Source organism: Streptomyces sp. NPDC001373 (assembly GCF_042895815.1).
In the GTDB taxonomy this organism is placed as follows: domain Bacteria; phylum Actinomycetota; class Actinomycetes; order Streptomycetales; family Streptomycetaceae; genus Streptomyces.
On record NZ_JBIAWQ010000005.1, the window covers coordinates 492,090 to 511,247 of the forward strand.

The 19,158-nt window shown below is 70.4% G+C and carries 14 protein-coding genes; 6 read left to right on the top strand and 8 right to left on the bottom strand.

The window, feature by feature from the left end:
* Positions 1 to 7: 7 nt before the first annotated feature.
* The 6 genes from ACFY15_RS15435 to ACFY15_RS15460 form a co-directional block, all read right to left on the bottom strand.
* Positions 8 to 1,021: a ferritin-like domain-containing protein gene (locus tag ACFY15_RS15435; protein WP_390686975.1), complete on the bottom strand. Its 1,014-nt coding sequence runs from the start codon at positions 1,019 to 1,021 to the stop codon at positions 8 to 10.
* Positions 1,021 to 2,331, bottom strand: coding sequence for a condensation domain-containing protein (locus tag ACFY15_RS15440; protein WP_390825588.1), 1,311 nt, complete (start codon positions 2,329 to 2,331; stop codon positions 1,021 to 1,023). Before ACFY15_RS15440 ends, ACFY15_RS15435 begins: the two co-directional genes overlap by 1 nt.
* Positions 2,328 to 2,576, bottom strand: coding sequence for an MbtH family protein (locus ACFY15_RS15445; RefSeq protein WP_390686977.1), 249 nt, complete (start codon positions 2,574 to 2,576; stop codon positions 2,328 to 2,330). Before ACFY15_RS15445 ends, ACFY15_RS15440 begins: the two co-directional genes overlap by 4 nt.
* A gap of 108 nt (positions 2,577 to 2,684) precedes the next feature.
* On the bottom strand, positions 2,685 to 4,388 hold the full coding sequence (locus tag ACFY15_RS15450; RefSeq protein ID WP_390686978.1) for an AMP-binding protein: 1,704 nt from the start codon (positions 4,386 to 4,388) through the stop codon (positions 2,685 to 2,687).
* A 32-nt stretch (positions 4,389 to 4,420) separates the two neighbouring features.
* Complete coding sequence (locus tag ACFY15_RS15455; RefSeq protein ID WP_390686979.1) at positions 4,421 to 5,707, bottom strand: MFS transporter; 1,287 nt, start codon at positions 5,705 to 5,707, stop codon at positions 4,421 to 4,423.
* Positions 5,708 to 5,781: 74 nt separating this feature from the next.
* A complete protein-coding gene (locus ACFY15_RS15460; RefSeq protein ID WP_390686980.1) occupies positions 5,782 to 6,567 on the bottom strand; it encodes a 4'-phosphopantetheinyl transferase in 786 nt (261 codons plus the stop codon).
* A 266-nt stretch (positions 6,568 to 6,833) separates the two neighbouring features.
* On the opposite strand from ACFY15_RS15460, the gene ACFY15_RS15465 reads away from it, so the two are divergent.
* The 4 genes from ACFY15_RS15465 (at position 6,834) to ACFY15_RS15480 (ending at position 14,378) form a co-directional block, all read left to right on the top strand.
* Positions 6,834 to 8,273 carry an MFS transporter gene (locus tag ACFY15_RS15465; RefSeq protein WP_390686981.1) on the top strand — a complete coding sequence of 480 codons (1,440 nt, stop codon included), beginning with the start codon at positions 6,834 to 6,836 and terminating at the stop codon, positions 8,271 to 8,273.
* Between the two features lie 10 nt (positions 8,274 to 8,283).
* The gene (locus ACFY15_RS15470) at positions 8,284 to 9,759 is read left to right on the top strand and encodes a glycogen synthase (RefSeq protein ID WP_390686982.1); all 1,476 of its coding nucleotides are present in this window, start codon (positions 8,284 to 8,286) and stop codon (positions 9,757 to 9,759) included.
* A 73-nt stretch (positions 9,760 to 9,832) separates the two neighbouring features.
* A complete protein-coding gene (locus tag ACFY15_RS15475; protein WP_390686983.1) occupies positions 9,833 to 12,442 on the top strand; it encodes an alpha-amylase family glycosyl hydrolase in 2,610 nt (869 codons plus the stop codon).
* Positions 12,443 to 13,856: 1,414 nt separating this feature from the next.
* Positions 13,857 to 14,378, top strand: a complete 522-nt coding sequence (locus tag ACFY15_RS15480; RefSeq protein ID WP_390825589.1) for a hypothetical protein — start codon at positions 13,857 to 13,859, stop codon at positions 14,376 to 14,378.
* Between the two features lie 134 nt (positions 14,379 to 14,512).
* On the opposite strand, the gene ACFY15_RS15485 is transcribed toward ACFY15_RS15480, so the two are convergent.
* Positions 14,513 to 15,865: a hypothetical protein gene (locus ACFY15_RS15485; protein WP_390825590.1), complete on the bottom strand. Its 1,353-nt coding sequence runs from the start codon at positions 15,863 to 15,865 to the stop codon at positions 14,513 to 14,515.
* A gap of 482 nt (positions 15,866 to 16,347) precedes the next feature.
* Between ACFY15_RS15485 and ACFY15_RS15490 the strand changes: the two genes are divergently transcribed.
* Both ACFY15_RS15490 and ACFY15_RS15495 read left to right on the top strand, forming a co-directional pair.
* A complete protein-coding gene (locus ACFY15_RS15490; protein ID WP_390825596.1) occupies positions 16,348 to 16,773 on the top strand; it encodes a restriction endonuclease in 426 nt (141 codons plus the stop codon).
* A 62-nt stretch (positions 16,774 to 16,835) separates the two neighbouring features.
* A complete protein-coding gene (locus ACFY15_RS15495; protein ID WP_390825591.1) occupies positions 16,836 to 17,678 on the top strand; it encodes a PE-PGRS family protein in 843 nt (280 codons plus the stop codon).
* Here the strand turns inward: ACFY15_RS15495 and ACFY15_RS15500 are convergent.
* Positions 17,608 to 18,879: a hypothetical protein gene (locus ACFY15_RS15500; RefSeq protein WP_390825592.1), complete on the bottom strand. Its 1,272-nt coding sequence runs from the start codon at positions 18,877 to 18,879 to the stop codon at positions 17,608 to 17,610. The genes ACFY15_RS15495 and ACFY15_RS15500 overlap by 71 nt on opposite strands.
* Positions 18,880 to 19,158 lie beyond the last annotated feature (279 nt).

Genomic DNA, 19,158 nt, shown 5'->3' on the forward strand with positions numbered 1-19,158 from the left:
CCGCCCGTCAGCCGGCGCCGCGGCCGCCCAGACCCATCCGTGCGACGGTCCGGGCGGCAGCGCGGTCGAGGAGATCCATCCGGTCCAGCCCCGTCACCACGGCCGGCGTCAGCAGCCCGATCTGCGCCAGCATCGGCACGACCCGGGAGAACAGGGACCGGCGGTACGCGGCCAGGCCCGGGTCGTACGTGGCGAACCGCACCCCCTCGGCCCGGTCCACCATGAGCCGCTCCCACACGTCGGTCAGCAGGAACCGCACGCGCAGCAGCTCGATCGCCTCCAGCACGAACTCCTCCCGGTGCGCCCGCTCCGCGGCGGACAGCTCGGGCAGCACGTCCTTGAGCAGCAGGACGCCGAACGACACATGGCGCGCCTCGTCCCGGGCGATCCGGACCATGATCTGCTTGATCAGCGGATCGTGGAAGGTCGCCTCCGCCAGCCGGAACCCGGCCAGTGCGACCGGCTCCACCAGACACTGGACCGCGAGTGCCGTGAACTCCCACTCCCGCGCCACCAGCGCGTCCTGGAACAGGGTCCGGAGAGGTCCTGTCAGCGGATAGGGGTCCGGCACGTGCTCACGTACGTACCGGGTGAACGCCTCGACATGACGGGCTTCGTCACCCGCCTGGCTGATCGCGCACAACTTCGCCTCGACGCCGGGCAGCACCTCGGCCAGCCGGGCGCAGGAGACCATCGCAGCCTGCTCCCCGTGCAGGAACTGGGAGACCATCCATGCCTGAACCTCCCAGCGGAAGGCGTCCCAGCCCGCCGTGCCCCGGTGGGCGAGCGGCGAGGAGCGGAATGTGCCCAGAGCGTGGGCGGAGCCCGTCGGCAACGGGGAGCCGAACCCGACCGGCAGGGACCAGTCGATGTCCGTCGACGCGTTCCACTGGGCGAGCTTGGCCGACTCGTACACCTGCGACAGGCGCGTGGGCCGGGCGTCGTAATCCCAGCTGAGCACGGCGCTGACCGCTGCCTCCACCGTGAGCCCGGCGGACTCGCCGGGCCGGGACGCCGGCATCAGCTCCGCCCGCCCTCACCCACCGGCCGGTCGGGGTGCTCGGCCACGTGGACGGCCATGTGCGCGAAATCGCCGACGAGCCGGCGTACCCACGCGCTCTCGAACCGGCGCTGGTCGTACCAGACGATGCCCTGGATGCCGGCGCGCCCGGGGATCAGCGCGAACTCCAGGTCGAAACGGCTGCCCGATCCGTCCGGCGGCGCCAGCTGGGACACCTCCAGTCCGTCCAGGGACAGCTGGTACTCGGGTCCGGCCATGACCTGGAACAGGATGTTCTCCAGCCCCGGGCCGCGCTCGCCCTGCGCCTGCGGCACCAGGTGGTAGGGGATCTCCTGGTTGCCCAAGGCGTCGAACACGATGTCCTGGGTGGCCGCCAGCACGTCCTCGAAGGTGGGCCGCTGCGGCATGGTCACCCGCAACACCAGAAGGTTCGTCAAGAAACCGACGGTGTCGGCTAGTTCGGGACGCAGCCGGTTGGCGAACATCGAGGCGACACCGAAATCCGTGTCCCCGGTGTGGGCGTGCAGCACCGACGCGAAGACGGCGAGTCCGGCGACGAACGTCGTGGTGCGCCTGGACCGGCAGATCTCCGCCAGACTCGCGACGGCGGCCTCGGGCAGGTCGAACGTGTGCGTTCCGGGCCGCTGGGGGCCGTCGGCCCTTCCCGTGGGGCGCCCCACCAGCGCGGGCGGCCGGGCACCGGCCAGCCGGGAACGCCAGAACTCCTGCTGCCCGGCCAGGGCCCCCGACTCGAAGCGGTCCCGCTGCCACTCACTGAAGTCCGTGTACTGCATGGCCGGCCGCTCCGGCCGCGGCAGGGCCGCCGAGCCGCCCGGGCGGTAGAACCGGCCGAGGTCCCCGGCCAGCACGCCCCCCGACCAGCCGTCGGTCGACAGATGGTGAATGTTCAGCATCAGCACCGACTCCTCGGGCCCGACCTCCAGCAGTGCCGCCCGCACCGGCGACACCCCCAGGTCGAACGGGGTGCGGACCAGATCCCGCATGACCCCCTCCAGGGCGGCGGGAGTGCCGTCGGTCCGGTGCGTCTCCAGGGGCACCGGACGGGGCTCGTGGACGTGCTGCACCAGACGCCTGCGCGAGGTCTCGTACGTCGTGCGCAGCGCCTCGTGCCGGTCGGCCAGGGCGTCGAGGGCCTCCCGGAGCGCGGCGCGGTCGAGCGGGCCGTCGAGGCGGTAGAAGACCGGCACGGCGAGCGGCGACTCGCGTCCCCGGTAGTGCTCCATGAGCCCGAGAAGACGCTGGCCGAGTGAGGCGGGGGCCGTGCGTTCGACGGTCGTCACGTCAGTCATCGGAAGTCACCCTGGCAGGAGTGCGAGGCGGAGGTGGTGGACGTCCTCGCGGCGGGCAGCGTACGGACGGTCAGCGGGCGGATGTCCGGCCACACGCTGTCGACACGGCGCAGGCATTCCTCCTCGGAGCCGGACGTGCCCTCCGGGCGCCACCCTTCCGGGAGGGCGCGGTCGGCTGGCCAAATCGAGTACTGCTCCTCCGCGTTGACCACCACGCGGAAACGTGGGGAACCATCGGATCGCATCTGTCGTCCCTTCGTCGGGAGAGCAAGGGGTGGCGGCCGCGCCGGCTTCCTGCCGCCGGAGCACCGCAGAGGCGCGCGGGCGGGTGGCGGGGGCGGCGTGGCAGTTCGTCATCCTGTCGGGGCGGCCGAAGCGACGTCCAGGACGTTCGACTCGAACACCGTGCCTCCGAGTTCGCCGGCGAGGTACGCCCGCCACATCGCCCGGCGCCGGGGCTTCCCGCTGGAGGTGCGCAGCACCGTGCCGCGAGGGCCGGTCACGACGATCACGTCGAGCCCCGGCACGCGGTGCCGCAGCCGGCGTACGATCTCCTCCGTCCAGGGCCCGGGACGGCGCTCCACGATCACGACGGCGGTGTCGCACCCCGCGGCGGCGCCGAGCAGCACGGCCACCCCGGCCGTCCGCAGCGCGGGCAGCCGCGTCACGGAAGCCTCCAGGTCCTCCGCGAAGACGGTCGTCGCCCGGCACTTGAGGCTGTCACCGAGCCGGCCGACCACGAAGAGCTCCCCCCGGTGGAGGAACCCGGCATCGCCCGTCCGGATCTGGCCCCCGCTGAAGACGCCCGCACCGGCCTCCGCGTCGGCCCCGGTGTAGCCCTCGGCCACCGAGGGGCCGCCGACGACGATCTCGCCGACATGCCCCTCGGGCAGCGGCCGGCCCAGCCGGTCGGTGACCAGCACACGGCTCCCGGACACCACAGGGCTCCCACAGCCGGTCAGTTCCACTGTATCGGCGCCGTCCGCACCGGTACCGCCGGTGACCGGACGCACAGGGCGGCCGACATCGAGCGCGCGTGGGTCGACCGTCAGGGTGCGCGGTTCGTCGTCGAGCGAGGACCCCGTCACCGCGAGGGTCGCCTCGGCCAGCCCGTACGCGGGCAGCAGGGCCGGAGAACGGAACCCGAACGGCGACAGAAGTGCGGCGAAGAGCCGCAGCGTCCGCGACGGAACACGCTCGGCCCCCGTGATGACGGCCGACCATCCGGAGAAGTCCATCCCTTCCAGGGACTCGGCCCGCACCCGACGAACGACGTGCTCGAGTCCGAAGGCCGGAGACGCGGTGAGCCGCGCGCCCCGGGTGCCGAAGCACCGCAGCCATTCGAGCGGCGTGCGCACGAAATCCTCCGGACGCATCACCCACAGATCGGCGCCGATCGACAGCGGCGTCAACAGGCAGCCGACCAGGCCCATGTCGTGATGGAACGGCAGCCAGGTCGCCGTGGCGTCCGACACCCCCATCCGCAGCCAGCGGCGCACCGCGGCCAGATTCGCAGACAGGGCGCCGGCCGGGACGGCAACCGCCTTGGACCGGCCGACCGACCCCGATGTGAACTGCACCAGCGCCCGCTCGGGCGGCCTCGCGAGGATCTGCGGCCCCGCGCCTGCCGCCGACAGCCCGGCCATGGTCACGGTGAGCACCCGCGGGCGGCCGGGCCCGGCGGCAACCGCGCCCGGCCCCCATTCGGGACGGGTGACCACGACCTTCGGCCGGACGGACGCGAACATCCGCTCCGCGTGGCGCCGATGCGCGTCTGCATCCTCGAACACGCCCGGGGGAGCCAGCGGGGCGGGAGTGGCACCAGCGGCCACCGTACCCAGGAAGGCGGCCACGAACTCGGGACCCGTCCCCGTCGCCAGGACGACGAGGTCGCCGGGCACCACACCGAGCGACCGCAACCGGTCCGCCGCCGCGAAGGCGGCACGCGCCAGTTCGGTGTAGGGGTGGAAATCCCAGCCACCCCGTCCGTCGTGGAACCGGATTCCGCGCCGGGGGTCGGGATCGACGAGCGTGCCCAGCAGCGGATGCCGCTCCATGACACACCACCTTCCTGCGTAGCCGGTACGTCCTACCCGCCGGTGCGGACCACGCTCTCGTCACCGGTCCCGGGCCGGGGCGAGGGCTGCGCGAGCGCGGCGACCGGCGCCGTGCGCACGGCGCGCCGGGTCGAGGTGAGCACGGCCAGGCAGATCATCCACAGGGAGAGCAGCAGGACGACGCGGTCCGTGCCCAGCGCGGTGATCAGCGTGCCGCTGAGCGCCGACCCGACGGCCAGGGCGCTCATGGTCAGGGTGGACTCCGTGCTGCTCACCCGGCCGCGGAGCTCGTCCGGGGTGATCGCGAGCCGGTAGGTGGAGATCGCGACCATGTACACGGGGGCGACCAGCGACTCCAGCGCCGCCACGAGCCCGAGGGTGGCCGGATTGGGCGCGACCGCGTACAGGGGGAAGCCGAGCGCCTCCACCCACAGCATGGTCACGGCGATACGCCCGAGCGGATACCGCTTGACGACGCGGTCCGAGACCAGGGCACCGAGCAGCGCGCCTACCGCCGCACCGCTGAAGATCACACCGATTTCCACCGAGGACGCCCCGGCCTCCTGTGCCAGGACGACGATGACCAGGTAGCCGGCGCCGTAGCGGACGCTGTCGGCGGCGCTCACCAGGGTCAGGAACCGGATCACCGGCTGGTGCCACACCCAGCTCAGCCCCTCGCGGATCTCCGCCGTCAGACGGGGACGCGGCCCCGTGCGCCGTTCCTCCTGGAAGTCGCGCCGGATGAGCCGCAGGCTCAGGGCCGACACGGCGAAGGAGACGGCGTTCACGGCGAACGGCACGATACGGCTCAGGGAGTACAGCGCACCCGCGGCCACCGCTCCGAAGATCCGGATCGTGTTGTGGACGGTCTCGCTGTACCCGAGCGCGGCCGACAACTGCTCACGCCCCACCACATTGGGCAGCGCGGCGCTGTTGGCCGACAGGAAGAGGGTACTGAGCATGCCGTTCAGCACGGCCACCCCGTAGAGGTGTGGCAGCGTCAGGCCGTCCGCGGCGAGCGCCGCCACCACAGAACTGACGAGGAGCGCACGGCCCGCTTCGCACCAGATCATGGTGGCCTTGCGGTTCCAGCGGTCCGCCAAGGCGCCCGCGACCAGACCGAACAGCAGGAACGACGCCGTGCCCAGGCCGGTGACGAGACCCGCCTGCGTCGCCGAGCCGGAGATCGCCAGCACGATCAGCGGAAGGGCGAAGAACTGGGCCTGGTCACCCACGAAGGAGATGACCTGCCCGCTCAGCAGCAGACGGAAGTCCCGGTTGCGCCAGGGGGAGGGGGAGCCGGGTCCTGGTTCGGCCATAGCTGTGCCTTTCGGAGTGCGGACGACGGTCGGTGACGGTAGCCGAGGGGCCGACCGGCCAACAAGGCGCCCTCTCAGGCGGTGCGTTCACCGTTCCGTTCAACTGCGACGCCGCCGCGGTTGAACGGTGGCCGTGCTCCCCGAAGCGTCCCGTACCGCGGGACAGCGGGCCCGCGGCGCGACCGTGCCGGCCACCGCACGCTCGTCACCGAGGTGATCACCAGCCCCCTGCCGACCAGCCAGCGCCCCGCGAAACCCGATGGGCCCGTGTCCAGGACGGCCCGGGCGGCCGGCAGCACCCGGACGGCGAAGGTGCCGTCCGCTCGCAGCCCGACCTCCGCGTCCTGGAAACCCAGCCAGGCACGCGTGAGCGGGAACCACGCCTTGTAGACGGACTCCTTGGCGCTGAACAGCACGGTGTCCCAGCAGATCCGCGGAGCCTCCCGGCACAGCACACCGAGGCGTGCGCGCTCCCCGCCCACCGTGATCTCCTCGCCCACCCGCGCCGGCAGCGGCCGGTGGGGCTCGGCGTCGATGCCGAGCACGGCCAGTTCACCCGCCCGGGCCACTGCGGCCGCCCGGAAGCCCACGCAGTGCGTGATGCTGCCGATCACCCCGGCCGGCCAGACCGGCGCGCGCTGCCCGTCCCTGGGCACCGGTGCCGGAGGTAGCCCCAGACCCGACAGCGCCCGGTGGGCACAGCCGCGCCCGGTGGTGAACTCGCGCCGTCTGCTCTCGGCTGACCGGGCCACCGCCGACGCCTCCTCCGGGAAGAGCGGATACGCCGTGTCGTCGTCGTACGCCTCCGCCGAGGCCGCGCACTCGGGAAGGACCTTCTGGAGCAAGGAGAACCGTTCCATGGCCCGGCCATGCTCGATGCACCAGCCGGAAGGAGCCAAGCGACTGTCTGCCAGAACGTCGATCATTGCTTGCCGGGAACCCGCGGGGACCGTTGAAATGAGCCGCCGAGGCCGAGTCCGGCGGTCCTCCCCGTGCTGCCGCCCCCTTCGCCGGGAGCTGCTCGCCCCGGGCACCTGCCTCGTCCTTCCGCGGTCTTCCGCCCGTGACCCCCGTGACCCCGCCATGCCGCCGTGGCTCTGCTGCGCCCTACCCCAAGAGGACTCACGTGTCGCTGACAGACAAACCGAGCGTCTCCGAGCGGATGGAGTCTCCGCCCGACAGCACCGTGAACCGCAGCGCCGTGCTGGTCCTGCTCGTCAGCAGCCACTTCATGCTCAACCTCGACTCCGCGATCGTCGAAGTGGCGCTTCCCACCCTCAAGGAAGGACTCGGTTTCGGACTCTCGGACCTGTCCTGGGTGGCCAACGCCTACATCCTCACCTTCGGCGGATTCCTCCTGCTCGGCGGACGGTTGGGAGACACCCTCGGCCGCCGCCGCGTCCTCACGGGCGGCCTCGCACTGTTCGCGCTCGCCTCACTGCTCGGCGGCCTCGCCTCGTCGCCGGAGCTGATCATCATGGCCCGTGCGGCCCAGGGCCTGGCCGCTGCCGTCATTTCGCCGACCGCGCTCTCGCTGCTCGTGCAGGTCTTTCCCGGCGGCACGGCCGAGGACCGGGCCCGGCGCGCCAAGGCGCTCGGGACGCTCGGCGCCGTCGCCGCGACCGGCGGTTCGGTGGGCTACTTCCTCGGCGGTGTCCTCACCGACCTGTTCGGGTGGGAGTCGACATTCCTCGTCAACGTGCCCGTCGCGGCCGCGGCCGCGGCCTGGGCCCCGCGGCTGCTGCCTGCGGACGGACCGCGGCCGGCGCGGCTCCGCATCGACCTGGGCAGTGCGCTCACCGGCTGCGCCGGCATGACGCTCCTCGTGTACGCCCTGGTCGAGGCCGGTCCCAGCGGACCGTTCTCCGCACGGATCCTGGGCCTCGGAGGGCTTTCGCTCTCCCTGCTCTGCTGGTTCGTCGTCCGCCAGCGCCGCAGCGCCGACCCGCTGTTCCCCCTCAGGGTGCTGCGGCACCGTGCCGTGCGCGGAGCCAACGTGGTCGCGGCCCTCGTCAACATGGCCATCGGGCCCGTCATCTTCTTCCTCAGCCTGTACATCCAGCAAGTGCTCGGCTTCTCGCCGTTCACGGCCGGCCTGGCCATCCTGCCCATCGTCCTGTCCATCACCGCGGCCTCCGCCCTGGCCGGCCGGCTCCTGAGCCGTCACAGCCCGCGGGCCGTGACCGTCACCGGCCTCCTGCTCTTCGCCGCGGGGCTCGTCTGGCTCGGCCTGATCTCCGGTCAGTCGTACTGGTTCGAGGTCCTCGGACCCGAATGCCTGGTCGGCTTCGGCGGCGGCCTCGTCTTCGTCACCTTCACCGCCTGCGGCACGAGCGGCCCGGACGAGCGGGACGCCGGTTCCGCCTCGGCCGTACTCACCACCTCCCAGAAGGTGGGCAGTGCCTCCGGCCTCGCGGTGCTCACCGGCATCGCCGGGGTCGGCGCCGGCTCCGGCGCCGTGTCGGCCGCGGCCGGCTACGGCGCGGCGATCCTCGCAGCCGCGGTTCCCGTCCTGGCGGCCGTCGTGGTGAGCATCCGCTGGATACCCAACCGAACAGAACAGTGAGGCCGGTCCCTTGAAGTGTCTCTTCATCACGCAGGAGTACGCCCCGCTCTTCGCCGAAGGCGGACTGGGACTCGCCAGCAGCGCGCTGCCGACGGCGCTCCAGCGCCGCCACGGCATCGAGCACGACCTGGTGCTGCCCTACTACCCCTGGCTCGTGGAGCGCCACGGTCTGCGGACCGAGGAGGTGTGCCGGCTCCCGGAGACCGAGGTCGCCGGCCGTCGCGCCTCGGCCACGGTCCTGCGGATGCGCGACCCCGGCGCCCCCTGCACCATCTACCTGGTGCGCAGCGACGCCTGGTACGACCGGGGCGCGATCTACTGCGACGACGACTACCACCCCTTCGCCGACGAGGCCGAACGCGCCGCGTTCTTCGGACACTGTGTCGCCGAGTGGGTCGAGCGCGACGGGCGGACGTACGATCTCGTCCACGCCAACGACTGGCAGTCGGGTGCCGCCCTGGCCGGCCTGCGGGCCCGTGACCCCGGGCTGCCCACGCTGCTGACCGTGCACAACGGCATGTACCAGGGCGGGCTGGGGAAGGACTTGCTGGACCGGCTCGCGCTGTCCGAGGATTCCGTTCGCGCCCTGGCGGCGGCCGGCGGCGACGATCCGAGCATGCTCCTGCTCGGGCTGCTGCACGCCGACACCGTCGCCACCTGCAGCCCGGGCTACGCCCGCGAGATGACCACGGCCTTCGCCGGCACCCCGGTAGGCACCGCGCTGGCGAGTGCGCGCACCCGCGGCATCGTGTTCGGCGTCGACGCCGGCGTGTGGGACGCGTCCGCGGCCGGACGCCCCACCGTCCCGTTCGGGCCGCACACCGCCGAGGACGGCAAGCGCCGCAACAAGGCCACCCTCCAGCGCCGTATGGGACTCCGTGTGGACGGAGACGTTCCGGTGCTCGGTGTGTGTTCGCGGCTGGTCCCGGAGAAGGGCACCGACCTGCTCCTGGCGGGCATCGCGCCACTCCTGCGGACCGGCGAGGTACAGCTGGCCCTGGCAGGTCCGGCCACCGTCGAACTCCGGCCACTGCTGCGGAAGATGGTGGAGGAGTCGGCCCGCTCCGTCGCGTACATTCCCCGGTTCGACCAGGACGTGGCATGGCTGATCTATGCCGGCTCCGACTTCACGGTCATGCCCTCCCGCACCGAGCCCTGCGGCCTCAACCAGCTCATCTCCTACCGGTACGGGACCCTGCCCTTGGTCAGCCCCGTCGGCGGACTCTCCGACACCGTGACCGACCTGCGGACCGACCCCGAGCGCGGCAGCGGGATGTTCATACCCGAACCGACACCGGAGGGCGTGCGCGGCACGGTCCTCGACGCCGTGCGCTGGCGCGCCGAGCGCCCCGGCGAACTGGCCGCGGCACGAAGGCGGGTGATGCTCCAGGACTGGTCGTGGGGGAGCACCGCGGACGGGTTCGCCCGGCTCTACCGCGAGACGGCGGCCCGGCGGGGAAGGCTGGTCTCCCTGGCGGCCGAGTGAGCGGGGGCCGGCCCACCGGTTCGTCCGCCCCCCCCGATTCCGATGTTCCCGATCCGACCGCGAGGGAGTTCGCGTGACCCCGTCGTCCCTGTCGTCCGCCGCTTCGAGGAGGAGCCGCACGACCAGTGCGCTGCTCGCGCCCGCACTCGTGGCCTCCTTGCTGTGCGCGGCGCCCGCCGCGTCGGCCCTGCCCGTCTGCCCGCCGCCGCCTTCGGACCGGGAACTCGCGTCCGCTCCGACCCGTCACGACCTTTCCCGGGAGCGGATCTACTTCGTACTCCCCGACCGTTTCGCCAACGGCGACCGGGCCAATGACACCGGGGGCCTCCCGGGAGGACGGACCGACAACGGGCTCGATCCCACCAGCGAGTACTACTACCACGGTGGGGATCTGCGCGGAGTGATCGACCGGCTGGACTACATCCAGCAGCTCGGCTCCACCGCGATCTGGCTGGCGCCCGTCTTCAAGAACAAGCCCGTACAGGGGACGGAGCCTTGGGCGTCGGCCGGCTACCACGGCTACTGGGTCACCGACTTCACCGCGGTGGACCCGCACTTCGGCACCGAGGACCAGCTCAGGGAACTGACGGCCCAGGCGCACGCCAGAGGCATCAAGGTCTTCCTCGACATCATCACCAATCACACCGCGGACGTCATCGACTACGCCGAACGCGCCGACGGCTACCGGTCGTCCGGCGCCTTCCCCACCCTGGACAGGAAGGGCAGGCCGGTCGACCTCACCGCGATCGCGGACTCGAACGCGGCCGGAGGCGGCTCCCGGTCCCCCTGGCCCGATCTGACCGTGGACTCGTTCCCGTACACGCCGGTCTTCCGTACGCCCGCCGACGCCACCGCCAAGTCCCCGTCGTGGCTCAACGACCCGACGGTCTACCACAACCGTGGGAACTCGGTCTTCGAGGGCGAATCCTCCCTGGAGGGCGACTTCTTCGGCCTCGACGACCTCGCAACACAGAACCCGAGGGTGGTGAAGGGCTTCGAAGAGGTCTACCAGGACTGGATCACCAGAACGGGTGTCGACGGCTACCGGATCGACACCGCCAAGCACGTGGACATGTCCTTCTGGCGGCAATGGGCGCCCGCGGTGAAGAACCACGCGACGCGCCGGGGGAACGCGGACTTCTTCATGTTCGGCGAGGTGTCCTCCGCCGATCCCGCCGTCACCTCCCCGTACGTCACCGACGGCAAGCTGCAGGCCACTTTGGACTTCCCGTTCCAGAGCGCCGCCCGCTCGTACGTGTCCCAGGGGGGCTCGGCCCGGGCCCTCGCCGACCTGTACGCCCAGGACTACCGGTACACCACCGCCCGTACGAACGCCTACGGACTGCCGACCTTCCTCGGTAACCACGACATGGGACGGTTCGGCGGCTTCCTGCGCACCGACAACCCGGGGGCCGACGCGGCCACCCTGCTGGCCAAGGACCAGCTGGGCCACGACCTGATGTTCCTGACCCGGGGCCAGCCGACCGTCTACTACGGCGACGAGCAGGGATTCACGGGGGCCGGCGGGGACATCGGCGCCCGGCAGGACCTGTTCGCCTCCAGGACGGAGTCGTACAACACGGACGAGGTGATCGGCGGCCGCCCGGGCTCCGCGGACCGCTACGATCCGACCGCCCCGCTCTACCGGCACATCGCCAGGCTGGCCGAGCTCCGCCGGGACCATCCGGCGCTCGCCGACGGCGCCCAGATCGAGCGGTACGCGGCCGACGGCCCCGGGGTCTACGCGTTCTCCCGGATCGACGCCGGCCAGCGGACCGAGTACGTCGTCGCCGTCAACAACTCGTCCGAGGCGAAGGACGTCTCACTCGACACCTTCTCTGCGGACGCGGAGTTCGAGCGGCTCTACCCCTCGGCGGGCCCCCGGAAGACCTCCGGAGCCGACCGCAGGCTCGCCCTCACCGTCCCGCCGCTCTCGTCGGTGGTGTACAAGGCGGTGGACAGGATCAAGGAGTCCGCAGCTGCCCCCCGGATCACCCTCCGGACGCCGGCGACCGGCTCGACCGGCAAGGTCACCCTTTCCGCGGACGTCGTCGGCGGCGGGTTCGATCAGGTCTTCTTTGCCGCCCGGGTCGGCAACGGAACCTGGCAAAAGCTGGGAGCCGCCGACAATGGCAACTACAAGATCACCCATGACCTCGGCAGTGTCCCCCGAGGCACTGAAGTCTGCTACAAGGCCGTGGTCAAGGACCCTGAGGGCCACGTGCGCTCCACCACCGCAAGCTTCACCACCGGCACGCCCGCCTTTCCGGTCACCGGGCCCGCTTCCGGCGCATCTCCTTCTCCATCGCCAGCCATAGCTGCCACAGCGGCCGACGTGCACTGGATCGACCAGGAGACGGTCGCCTGGAAGACCGGGGAACTGCCCTCGGGCGCCTCGGCCCAGCTGGTCTACGACCCCGCCGGCCGGCTGCGCGTGGAACACGGAGCTCTGAACGAGCCCGGCTACTGGATCCGGCTCCAGCGCAAACCCGACGGACTCACCCCGGAACAGCTCGCACAGCACCCTTATCTGCAGGGCTATTCCGCCTTCACGATCGACCGACGTGACCTTCCGCGTGCCGGCCTCGCCCGGCGTAGTCAACTGCTGGCGACCCAGCACGCATCCGACGGCGCGCTCATCACCGCCTCTGGCGTGACGATCCCGACGTGGCCGCGACCCTGACCGAGCTGTCTGATTCTTCCCAAGTGTCGCCTTCCCGGGCGGTCGCACCTCAGGCTGGCGGGCGCTGGTGGCGGGCCGTTTCGGGACAGCGTCTGCAGCTGTGGCGCATCTTTGGGCCAGGGCCTCACGGGGTCGGGGCAGGGTGGGTGGTGGCAGGGTGGGTGGTGGCAGGCGGGCGCAGGCCGGTTCGTGGTCGGCACGGCAGGGGCGGTGCGACTGATCCAGTACCGTCTGCGGCGACCGAAGGGCTGGTGGAACTGCGTCATGGCAGTACGGCAACGGACCCGGATGTAGAGGGTGCGGCCTGGCTTGCGGTGCCCCGTTGCTTGATCGCGGTGGGCAAGGCTGAGGTGCTTTCTGGGGAAGCAAGTCGGCCTGAGTCCTCCCAATCCGCGTGACGCGCCGTCAGGCAAGTCGGCATCTGGTCAGCATGGGTCCCCCCGCATGCCGGAGCGACTGTCCGATGTGACGCTGGTCGGCCGCGTCACAACAGCCGTGGTGCCCACGGAAGTGCAGGCCAGGAGCCTTCTCGTCCGAGGCAGTGGATTTTCCTTTTGATCTCCGATCCGACGCCTGCCGGTGTAGAGTGCGGGACGCCCTTGACCTGCAGAAAGCTGGCAGGGAGCCGTCTTCTAGGAGCTCAAATTGCTGCGCACCATGATCAAGTCCTACATCTGACATCTGGACGTTTCTGCAGGTCAGCGGCGTGGCTACGGGGCGTTGGTCAGCAAACGGTCAGCATCAGCCTCTTGGGTTGTTCATGGAGGCACACCAGGTGGCGGTCGCGCATGCTGCTGGCACGGGCGGCTTGTCGGTGCGCCTTGACAGCCTCTGCCGTATGGAGCCCGACGTCCTTGAGGCCGCCGCCCGGCCCTATCCGCCAGGCACACGGGTGCAGTCGTCCACTGGTTGGCGAGGGTGTGGAGGAAGGCGGTGGCAACCTCCTCTCCTTCGTTCAGGGGAAGAGAGCGCTATTTCCGCAGCAGTCCGACCTCAAGGTTCCTAGCGTCGGCAGCAGCGTTTCGCTGGGCGAGAGGAATCGAACGTGGCCGACCCTGCCGTAGGTGTGCGCCCACCCGCTGTAGCGCGCCGGCTTCCCGGCCGGGCAAAGCGGCGCACGGACGTCCTGCGTGAGTACGAAAAATTCAATTCCGATCGCCGTAGGGGGATTCCTCCGGTGCTGTGGCCGTTCTTCGCACCGGACCCGGACCGGTACTACCGATGGCGGGTTCAGCTGGATTGCGCTTGCATCAGGGAGCTCTTGACACCGGGTGACTGCATCCCGCCGAGCGAGAGGCGGTGGCGTGGCCTCGGGGATGGTGAAGCATTGCCGCCGGGACAGGTGTACTGCCGGCACGATGATTCCGCTGATGCCCCCTACCGCGACATCGTTGAGTGGGGAGACCGGCAAGAGGTGAGCTTTCCCGCGGACCCGGTGGAACCCCCTGAATGGGCTGATGCCGACGCGTGGGCCGTGATCCGCCACGATGAAGCACACACGTCGGCCTTCTGGAAGGTGACGCTGGCCTGCGGACACGTCGAAGAGGTCGTAGCGCCAGCCCCCGACTGGAAACCCGATGACGGGCCGCGCTTGGCCGAGGCCACGAGGGTGAAACAGATGGCCGAGGAATTCGAGCAGGACTGGGATTCAGACCCGACGCTTCAATCCGAACACCAACGCGAGCACACCCGCCGGATGCTGGCGGCAGGCTGGCCGCGTCCGAGGCCGGAACGGCCTTGCCATACGTGTCCCCACGCTCGTGCGATTGTCGCGTATCAGCACGTGGGCTGGCTCATTCCACGGGATGAGGAGCCGGCGCCCGAAAACCCGCCGCCGGCTCGTGCTGTCTTGGAGCGCCGACTGCGCCGGGCCGAGGCCGAGGCGGAACGGCTACGAGTGCAGCTGGCCGGGAACGAGGAGCGGAGGGACGCCTGACAGCCGGGCCTCGTGAGCTGCCAGCACTCTTCCGGATCGGAGCCCTTCCGCTCCCACGTACACCGGCGGCGATGGATGGGTGTGGTGCCCGAGTGCACCCGGGCGCGACACCATCACCCCCTTCCCGGGCAGGTTCAGGGCAGGACGCGCATCGCCAGTACGGAGCCGTCCTGATGTACGGAGACCGGGCCGTCCCACTTCGAGTCCCATCCGAGCAGCGGCCATGTCGTCCGTTGGGCGTGGACCTCGGTGCGGTACCGCTCCAACTGACCGTTCTCGAGATGGTGGAAGAGGTCCTTCGCGACTCCGGAGAACGCCTCGACCCGGGTCCTGTTGAGACGGAAGACGTGATCGGTGCCGACGAAGTCGATGCCGTGGAGCTGTACGTACGCGTCCTGGACGCTGTCGGTGGCGGCATGGATCAGGCCGGTGAAGTGTCGCTGGCCTTGCCTCTTGGTCAGGTACTGCGCGGTGGCCGTGCCGTCTCCGGCGAAGGCCGTCAGCCCGGCGGCGGAGGTTCGGGCGAGGACGCGCCGAAACCAAGGGTAGTGCTCGGGCCGGACGTGGAACCCCGGCTCGGGCGCTGGCGGGTCGTCGCCCTCGTGGGGCCGCTGGATTCCCGGGTAGAGGTTCTCGTCTTCGACGGCTTGATCGAGGTGGTTGTCGGGGGTGTCCGGTGCGCCGTTCAGCCGGCCGCCGGTTCCGCGCGCCTGCAAGGCGTGCACCGTGAGGGGGCCCTCGGTCGGAAGTTCCGTGCTGAACACCAGGACCGGCGTCTCGTTCCATGCGCCGATGTGCACTGCCTCGACATGGGCGGAGGCGGACGTCAGCTGGGTGTGCGACGTGGCGGCGTTGCTGTGGTTGCCCTTGCAGGCGATCGGGATGGCCAACGACGGCTCGCCGGGCTTCCAGACCTCGGCGAAGAACTGCGGCCGGTAGCGGTAGCCGGATCGCGGTCCGGGGTCACGGCTGGTGAGGGCCCAGCCGGCCCGCAGCGCGGTGTCGGCGGGAATGATCGAGATTGAGTGATCCGGGTAGCGGCGGCCCAAGATCTTCCGGACGAGAGTCAGGGCGAATCCGGTGCCGAGTTCCCCGGACTGGATCGCCTTGTAGTAGTCCGCGGTCTCCCGGCCCTCTGCCGAGAGCGTCATGAAGGACTCGGCGCCGCCGGTCAGGGCCTGGCTGTACTTCAGGCATCCCCAATGTTCCGCGAGCCCGCGGCTGGCTCCTCGCCGGGACAAGGCGATGGCTTGGCCGAGGGTGTGCAAGATGTCCCAGGGCGTGAGCTGGACGGTCCGGTCCAGCTCCTTCGTGGGTATGGGGCGCAGACCCGACTTGCGCCGGAGCTCTTCGAGTTCCTTCTCCTCGCGGGCCTTGTCGTCCTCGGCGGCGGCCTCGTCGACCTTGCCGACCAGCCCGGTACTGGAATGAGCGGAGATGTTGGAGGGCTGGACGAGCTCCTTCAGTACGTCAGCGGCTGGCTTCAACCTGTTCCCCTTACGGCTCGCACGGGTGTGACAGACCAACATCGCAAGCTATGCAGCGGGACAGGGGCGCGCACAGGGCGTACATGGGCACGCTGCTGCTTCGGGGCCCCGCTGCTGGGAGAGCGAGCCATGGCCAACAGGCGCTCTTACGCCTGCGGAGTTCCTCACCCACACTGGCGGCCGACACCAGGGGGAGGAAACGGGTGGCAGCTCGTAAGCCGAAGCGCCGGTCGTCCCGGCGTAAGCGCAGGGACGACCGGCTCGCTGCGGGAGCCGTCGGAGGTATCGCTGTCCTCGGCGTGCTCACGTCGTCATGGGCTGTGGTCTGGCCCTACCTCGTCGGGACGCTGGCAATCGGGGCGGTGACCGCGGGAGGCTGGTGGTTGTGGAAGACGGACCGACTCATCCGCAGGGGTGATCGGACGTGGCGCCACGAGGATGCGGTCAACACTGGCCACCGGAGCCTGTCCGAAGTCGACGCGATGGACGGAACGGACTTCGAGGAGTTTGTGGCCGGCCTGTGTCGACGGGACGGATGCACCGACGTGCGCCGGGTCGGTCGCTCGCACGACGACGGCGCGGACGTCCGGGGACGGCTGCCCGACGGCCGGACCATGGTGATCCAGTGCAAGCGCTACAACCCGAAGCGGAAGATCTCCAACAGCGAGGTCCGCAACCTCCTTGGCTCCCAAGTGCACTTCGGCGCCGACGTCGCGATCTTCGTGACCACCACCTACTTCAGCGGCCCTGCCGAGCGCTGCGCCGTGCAGAACGGCGTCATGGCCGTCCACCGCGACCACCTCGGCCTGTGGAACAACGGCGCCGCACTGTCCGCCCTCGCCTCTGTCAACGGCTCTGGCCAGGGAGACCGCCAACACCGCGCCCGCCGGAAGAAAACGTACGGATAGCCGGCGCTGCGGATTCTGCCGTTGACGGCCTCCAGACGTCGTCGGCCTGGCTCAATGGACCCATGGAGATCGGGGAGCACTGGGCCTATCGAGCAAGGCCGAAGGAACTGGGTGGTGCACTGCGCCGAGTGGAGATCGTCAGAGTGGGCGGCGCCGGCAGATCCGGGAGCGTTCACGTGCGCTTCTTGGATGGTGACGCGGCCGGCCTCCAGGAATGGGTGAGCCCCGGCTGTCTGCTCGTCCTCTGGGCTGGCGTCGACGCCTTCCGGGCGGATGACGCGGCGGAGCTGGCTCTGGCCGAGGCATCGAGGGCAGTGCGGGGGAGCGTCGAATTCGAGGCGGCCCGGATGATCCTGGGCTTCGTCCGGCCCAAGGGCCGGCTACGCCTGCGTAAGGCGGTAGCCGACGCAGGCGTCCTGGAGCTCGGACACCTCGACGAGACCGCGCCACTCGTCGGCATGGACGCTGCCCAACTGCGGGACGACCCCATGCTCCACGAGGACCGCAACGGCTGCTCCCTGGCGGGCTGGCCGATCACCGAACGGATCGCACGCCAGGCCGCCCTGCGGCTGGCCGACGAGATCCTCCCGGGGGTCGACCAGCGCCAACAAGCCATGGACGAGGAACGTGACCGATCTTCCTGGTACGGCTACCAGCGACGGGACGACCGAAGGCTGGGCGCTGAGAAGGAAGCCCTGCACACGGTACGGGAATGGTGCGGTCAGGAGAAGGCAGAGCGCCACGACGAGCTGGTGGCCCTGAGGGAGGAAGTGCTACGACTCGGCGAACTGGTCGAGCGCGCAGTGAAGGCGCTCCGCGACCGGGGCCACGGCGTCATCGCCTCCACCATTGAGCGCGACCTGGGCGTCCATATCTCCAGCCTTGGTCCAGACGTTCGTCGCTGAACGCCCGCGAGCGCTCCGGCTCAGGCTGCACCTCGGGCGGGGCCTGAGCGGGCTTCGACGGCGGCTTCTCCTTCTCGGGACGATGCGGATGCCAGCCGTCGAGGAACGGACGAAGCTGGTCACCCGTCGGCTCCGCGTGGAAGTTCCGCCCACGTAGCCCCCTGCGGCCCAGGACAGGATCCAGCCGGTCTGCCTCAGACCGCCCCCAGGCCGACCACTCCCGAAGACGCTCAGCCTCGACGGGGTCATCCGCCTGGCCAGCGGCCTCGTCCAGCGCGTCGCAGAACGCCCGCATCTCACCGGCGGCTCGCCACTGGTCCAGAGCCGTCCCGAACGTCTCGGCCCGCGCCGCGTCCACCGCCTTGATCGAAGCCACGCTGACCGCGGCCTCCCATTCCTCCTGACGCCGCTGCCGCTTCTCCGCTTCCAGCCGTTGGCGCTCGGCTTCCTGCCGCGCCCGCTCCTCCTGCAGCCGACGCTGCTCCGCCTCACGTTCCTCCCGCAGGCGGCGCTGTTCCGCCTCGTACTTCAGCCTGGCCCGCTCCTGCTCCTGCGCACGTGCCTTCAGCACCTTGAAGACCACGTCGATCTGGTCTTCCAGCCGCTTCCCCTCGGTGTCGGCCCACTCCGTATTGATGCCGAGGTGCAACTCGAGCTCCCCGGAGGGCTCGAACCGGTGCGCTGGCGTCACTCGCTGCCAGTCGTACGTTCGCCGGCTCGGCTGCTTGGGCACGTACCGGACCTGCCGCTGCCGCTCACGGAAGCTGATCTCGTACGTGATGCCATGGACAGTCAGCAACGGCCGCGGCTGCTTGCGCTTCCTGGACACCGTGATCTCGCCATGGAGGGCGAAAGCACGCTCGGCGAACAGCCGGATCAGAGACAGAACCCGGGGGAGTACCTCCTCTGAGACCTCGAAGGCACTGTGATCCTTCTCGACCGCGGCGATCACGTCATCGATGTCGGTCAGAGTCCTGCTGCGCGCGAGCCTGATCCGGTTCCACTCTGTGTCATCCTCGCCGCTCACCCGGAGCAGCCCGAAGCAGATATCGCCCTTGGCCCGCCCCGTGTACTTCAGGTGGTACCCGGCAGGTGCGCACTGCCTCGCCGCATCGAAGGCCCGCCGGTACCGGGCCCGCTCCGTCTCACCGGGATCCGGGATGCGCAGGAAGCGCCCGGCCTGCTGCACCTCCGTGATCAAGGCCGACCCGATGTCCGCTGGGGAGGACTGTGGAGCCTTGGACGCACGCTGCACACGCGGTTTGGGTTCGGCTGGAGTTTTGGGCTCGGGATGCTGAGACTCTTGGGCCGCGGCGGCGGGCGAAGCCCTCTGCGACCTTCGAGGCGCGGGCTCAGGCCGGTCCGGGTGATGACCGTGCTGGAGGTATTGATCAGAAACTCATGGGGTTCTCGTCCAGGACGTAGCGGACGTGTGGGCCGCCGAAGTAGCCGCGGACGATGTGCGGCTGGCGCTGGCGTC

Bases quoted from the DNA above. Each gene is read 5' to 3' on its own strand.
- ACFY15_RS15435 (WP_390686975.1), bottom strand. From the start codon at position 1,021: ATGCCGGCGTCCCGGCCCGGCGAGTCCGCCGGGCTCACGGTGGAGGCA.
- ACFY15_RS15440 (WP_390825588.1), bottom strand. From the start codon at position 2,331: ATGACTGACGTGACGACCGTCGAACGCACGGCCCCCGCCTCACTCGGC.
- ACFY15_RS15445 (WP_390686977.1), bottom strand. From the start codon at position 2,576: ATGCGATCCGATGGTTCCCCACGTTTCCGCGTGGTGGTCAACGCGGAG.
- ACFY15_RS15450 (WP_390686978.1), bottom strand. From the start codon at position 4,388: ATGGAGCGGCATCCGCTGCTGGGCACGCTCGTCGATCCCGACCCCCGG.
- ACFY15_RS15455 (WP_390686979.1), bottom strand. From the start codon at position 5,707: ATGGCCGAACCAGGACCCGGCTCCCCCTCCCCCTGGCGCAACCGGGAC.
- ACFY15_RS15460 (WP_390686980.1), bottom strand. From the start codon at position 6,567: ATGGAACGGTTCTCCTTGCTCCAGAAGGTCCTTCCCGAGTGCGCGGCC.
- ACFY15_RS15490 (WP_390825596.1), top strand. From the start codon at position 16,348: ATGGACGGAACGGACTTCGAGGAGTTTGTGGCCGGCCTGTGTCGACGG.
- ACFY15_RS15495 (WP_390825591.1), top strand. From the start codon at position 16,836: ATGGAGATCGGGGAGCACTGGGCCTATCGAGCAAGGCCGAAGGAACTG.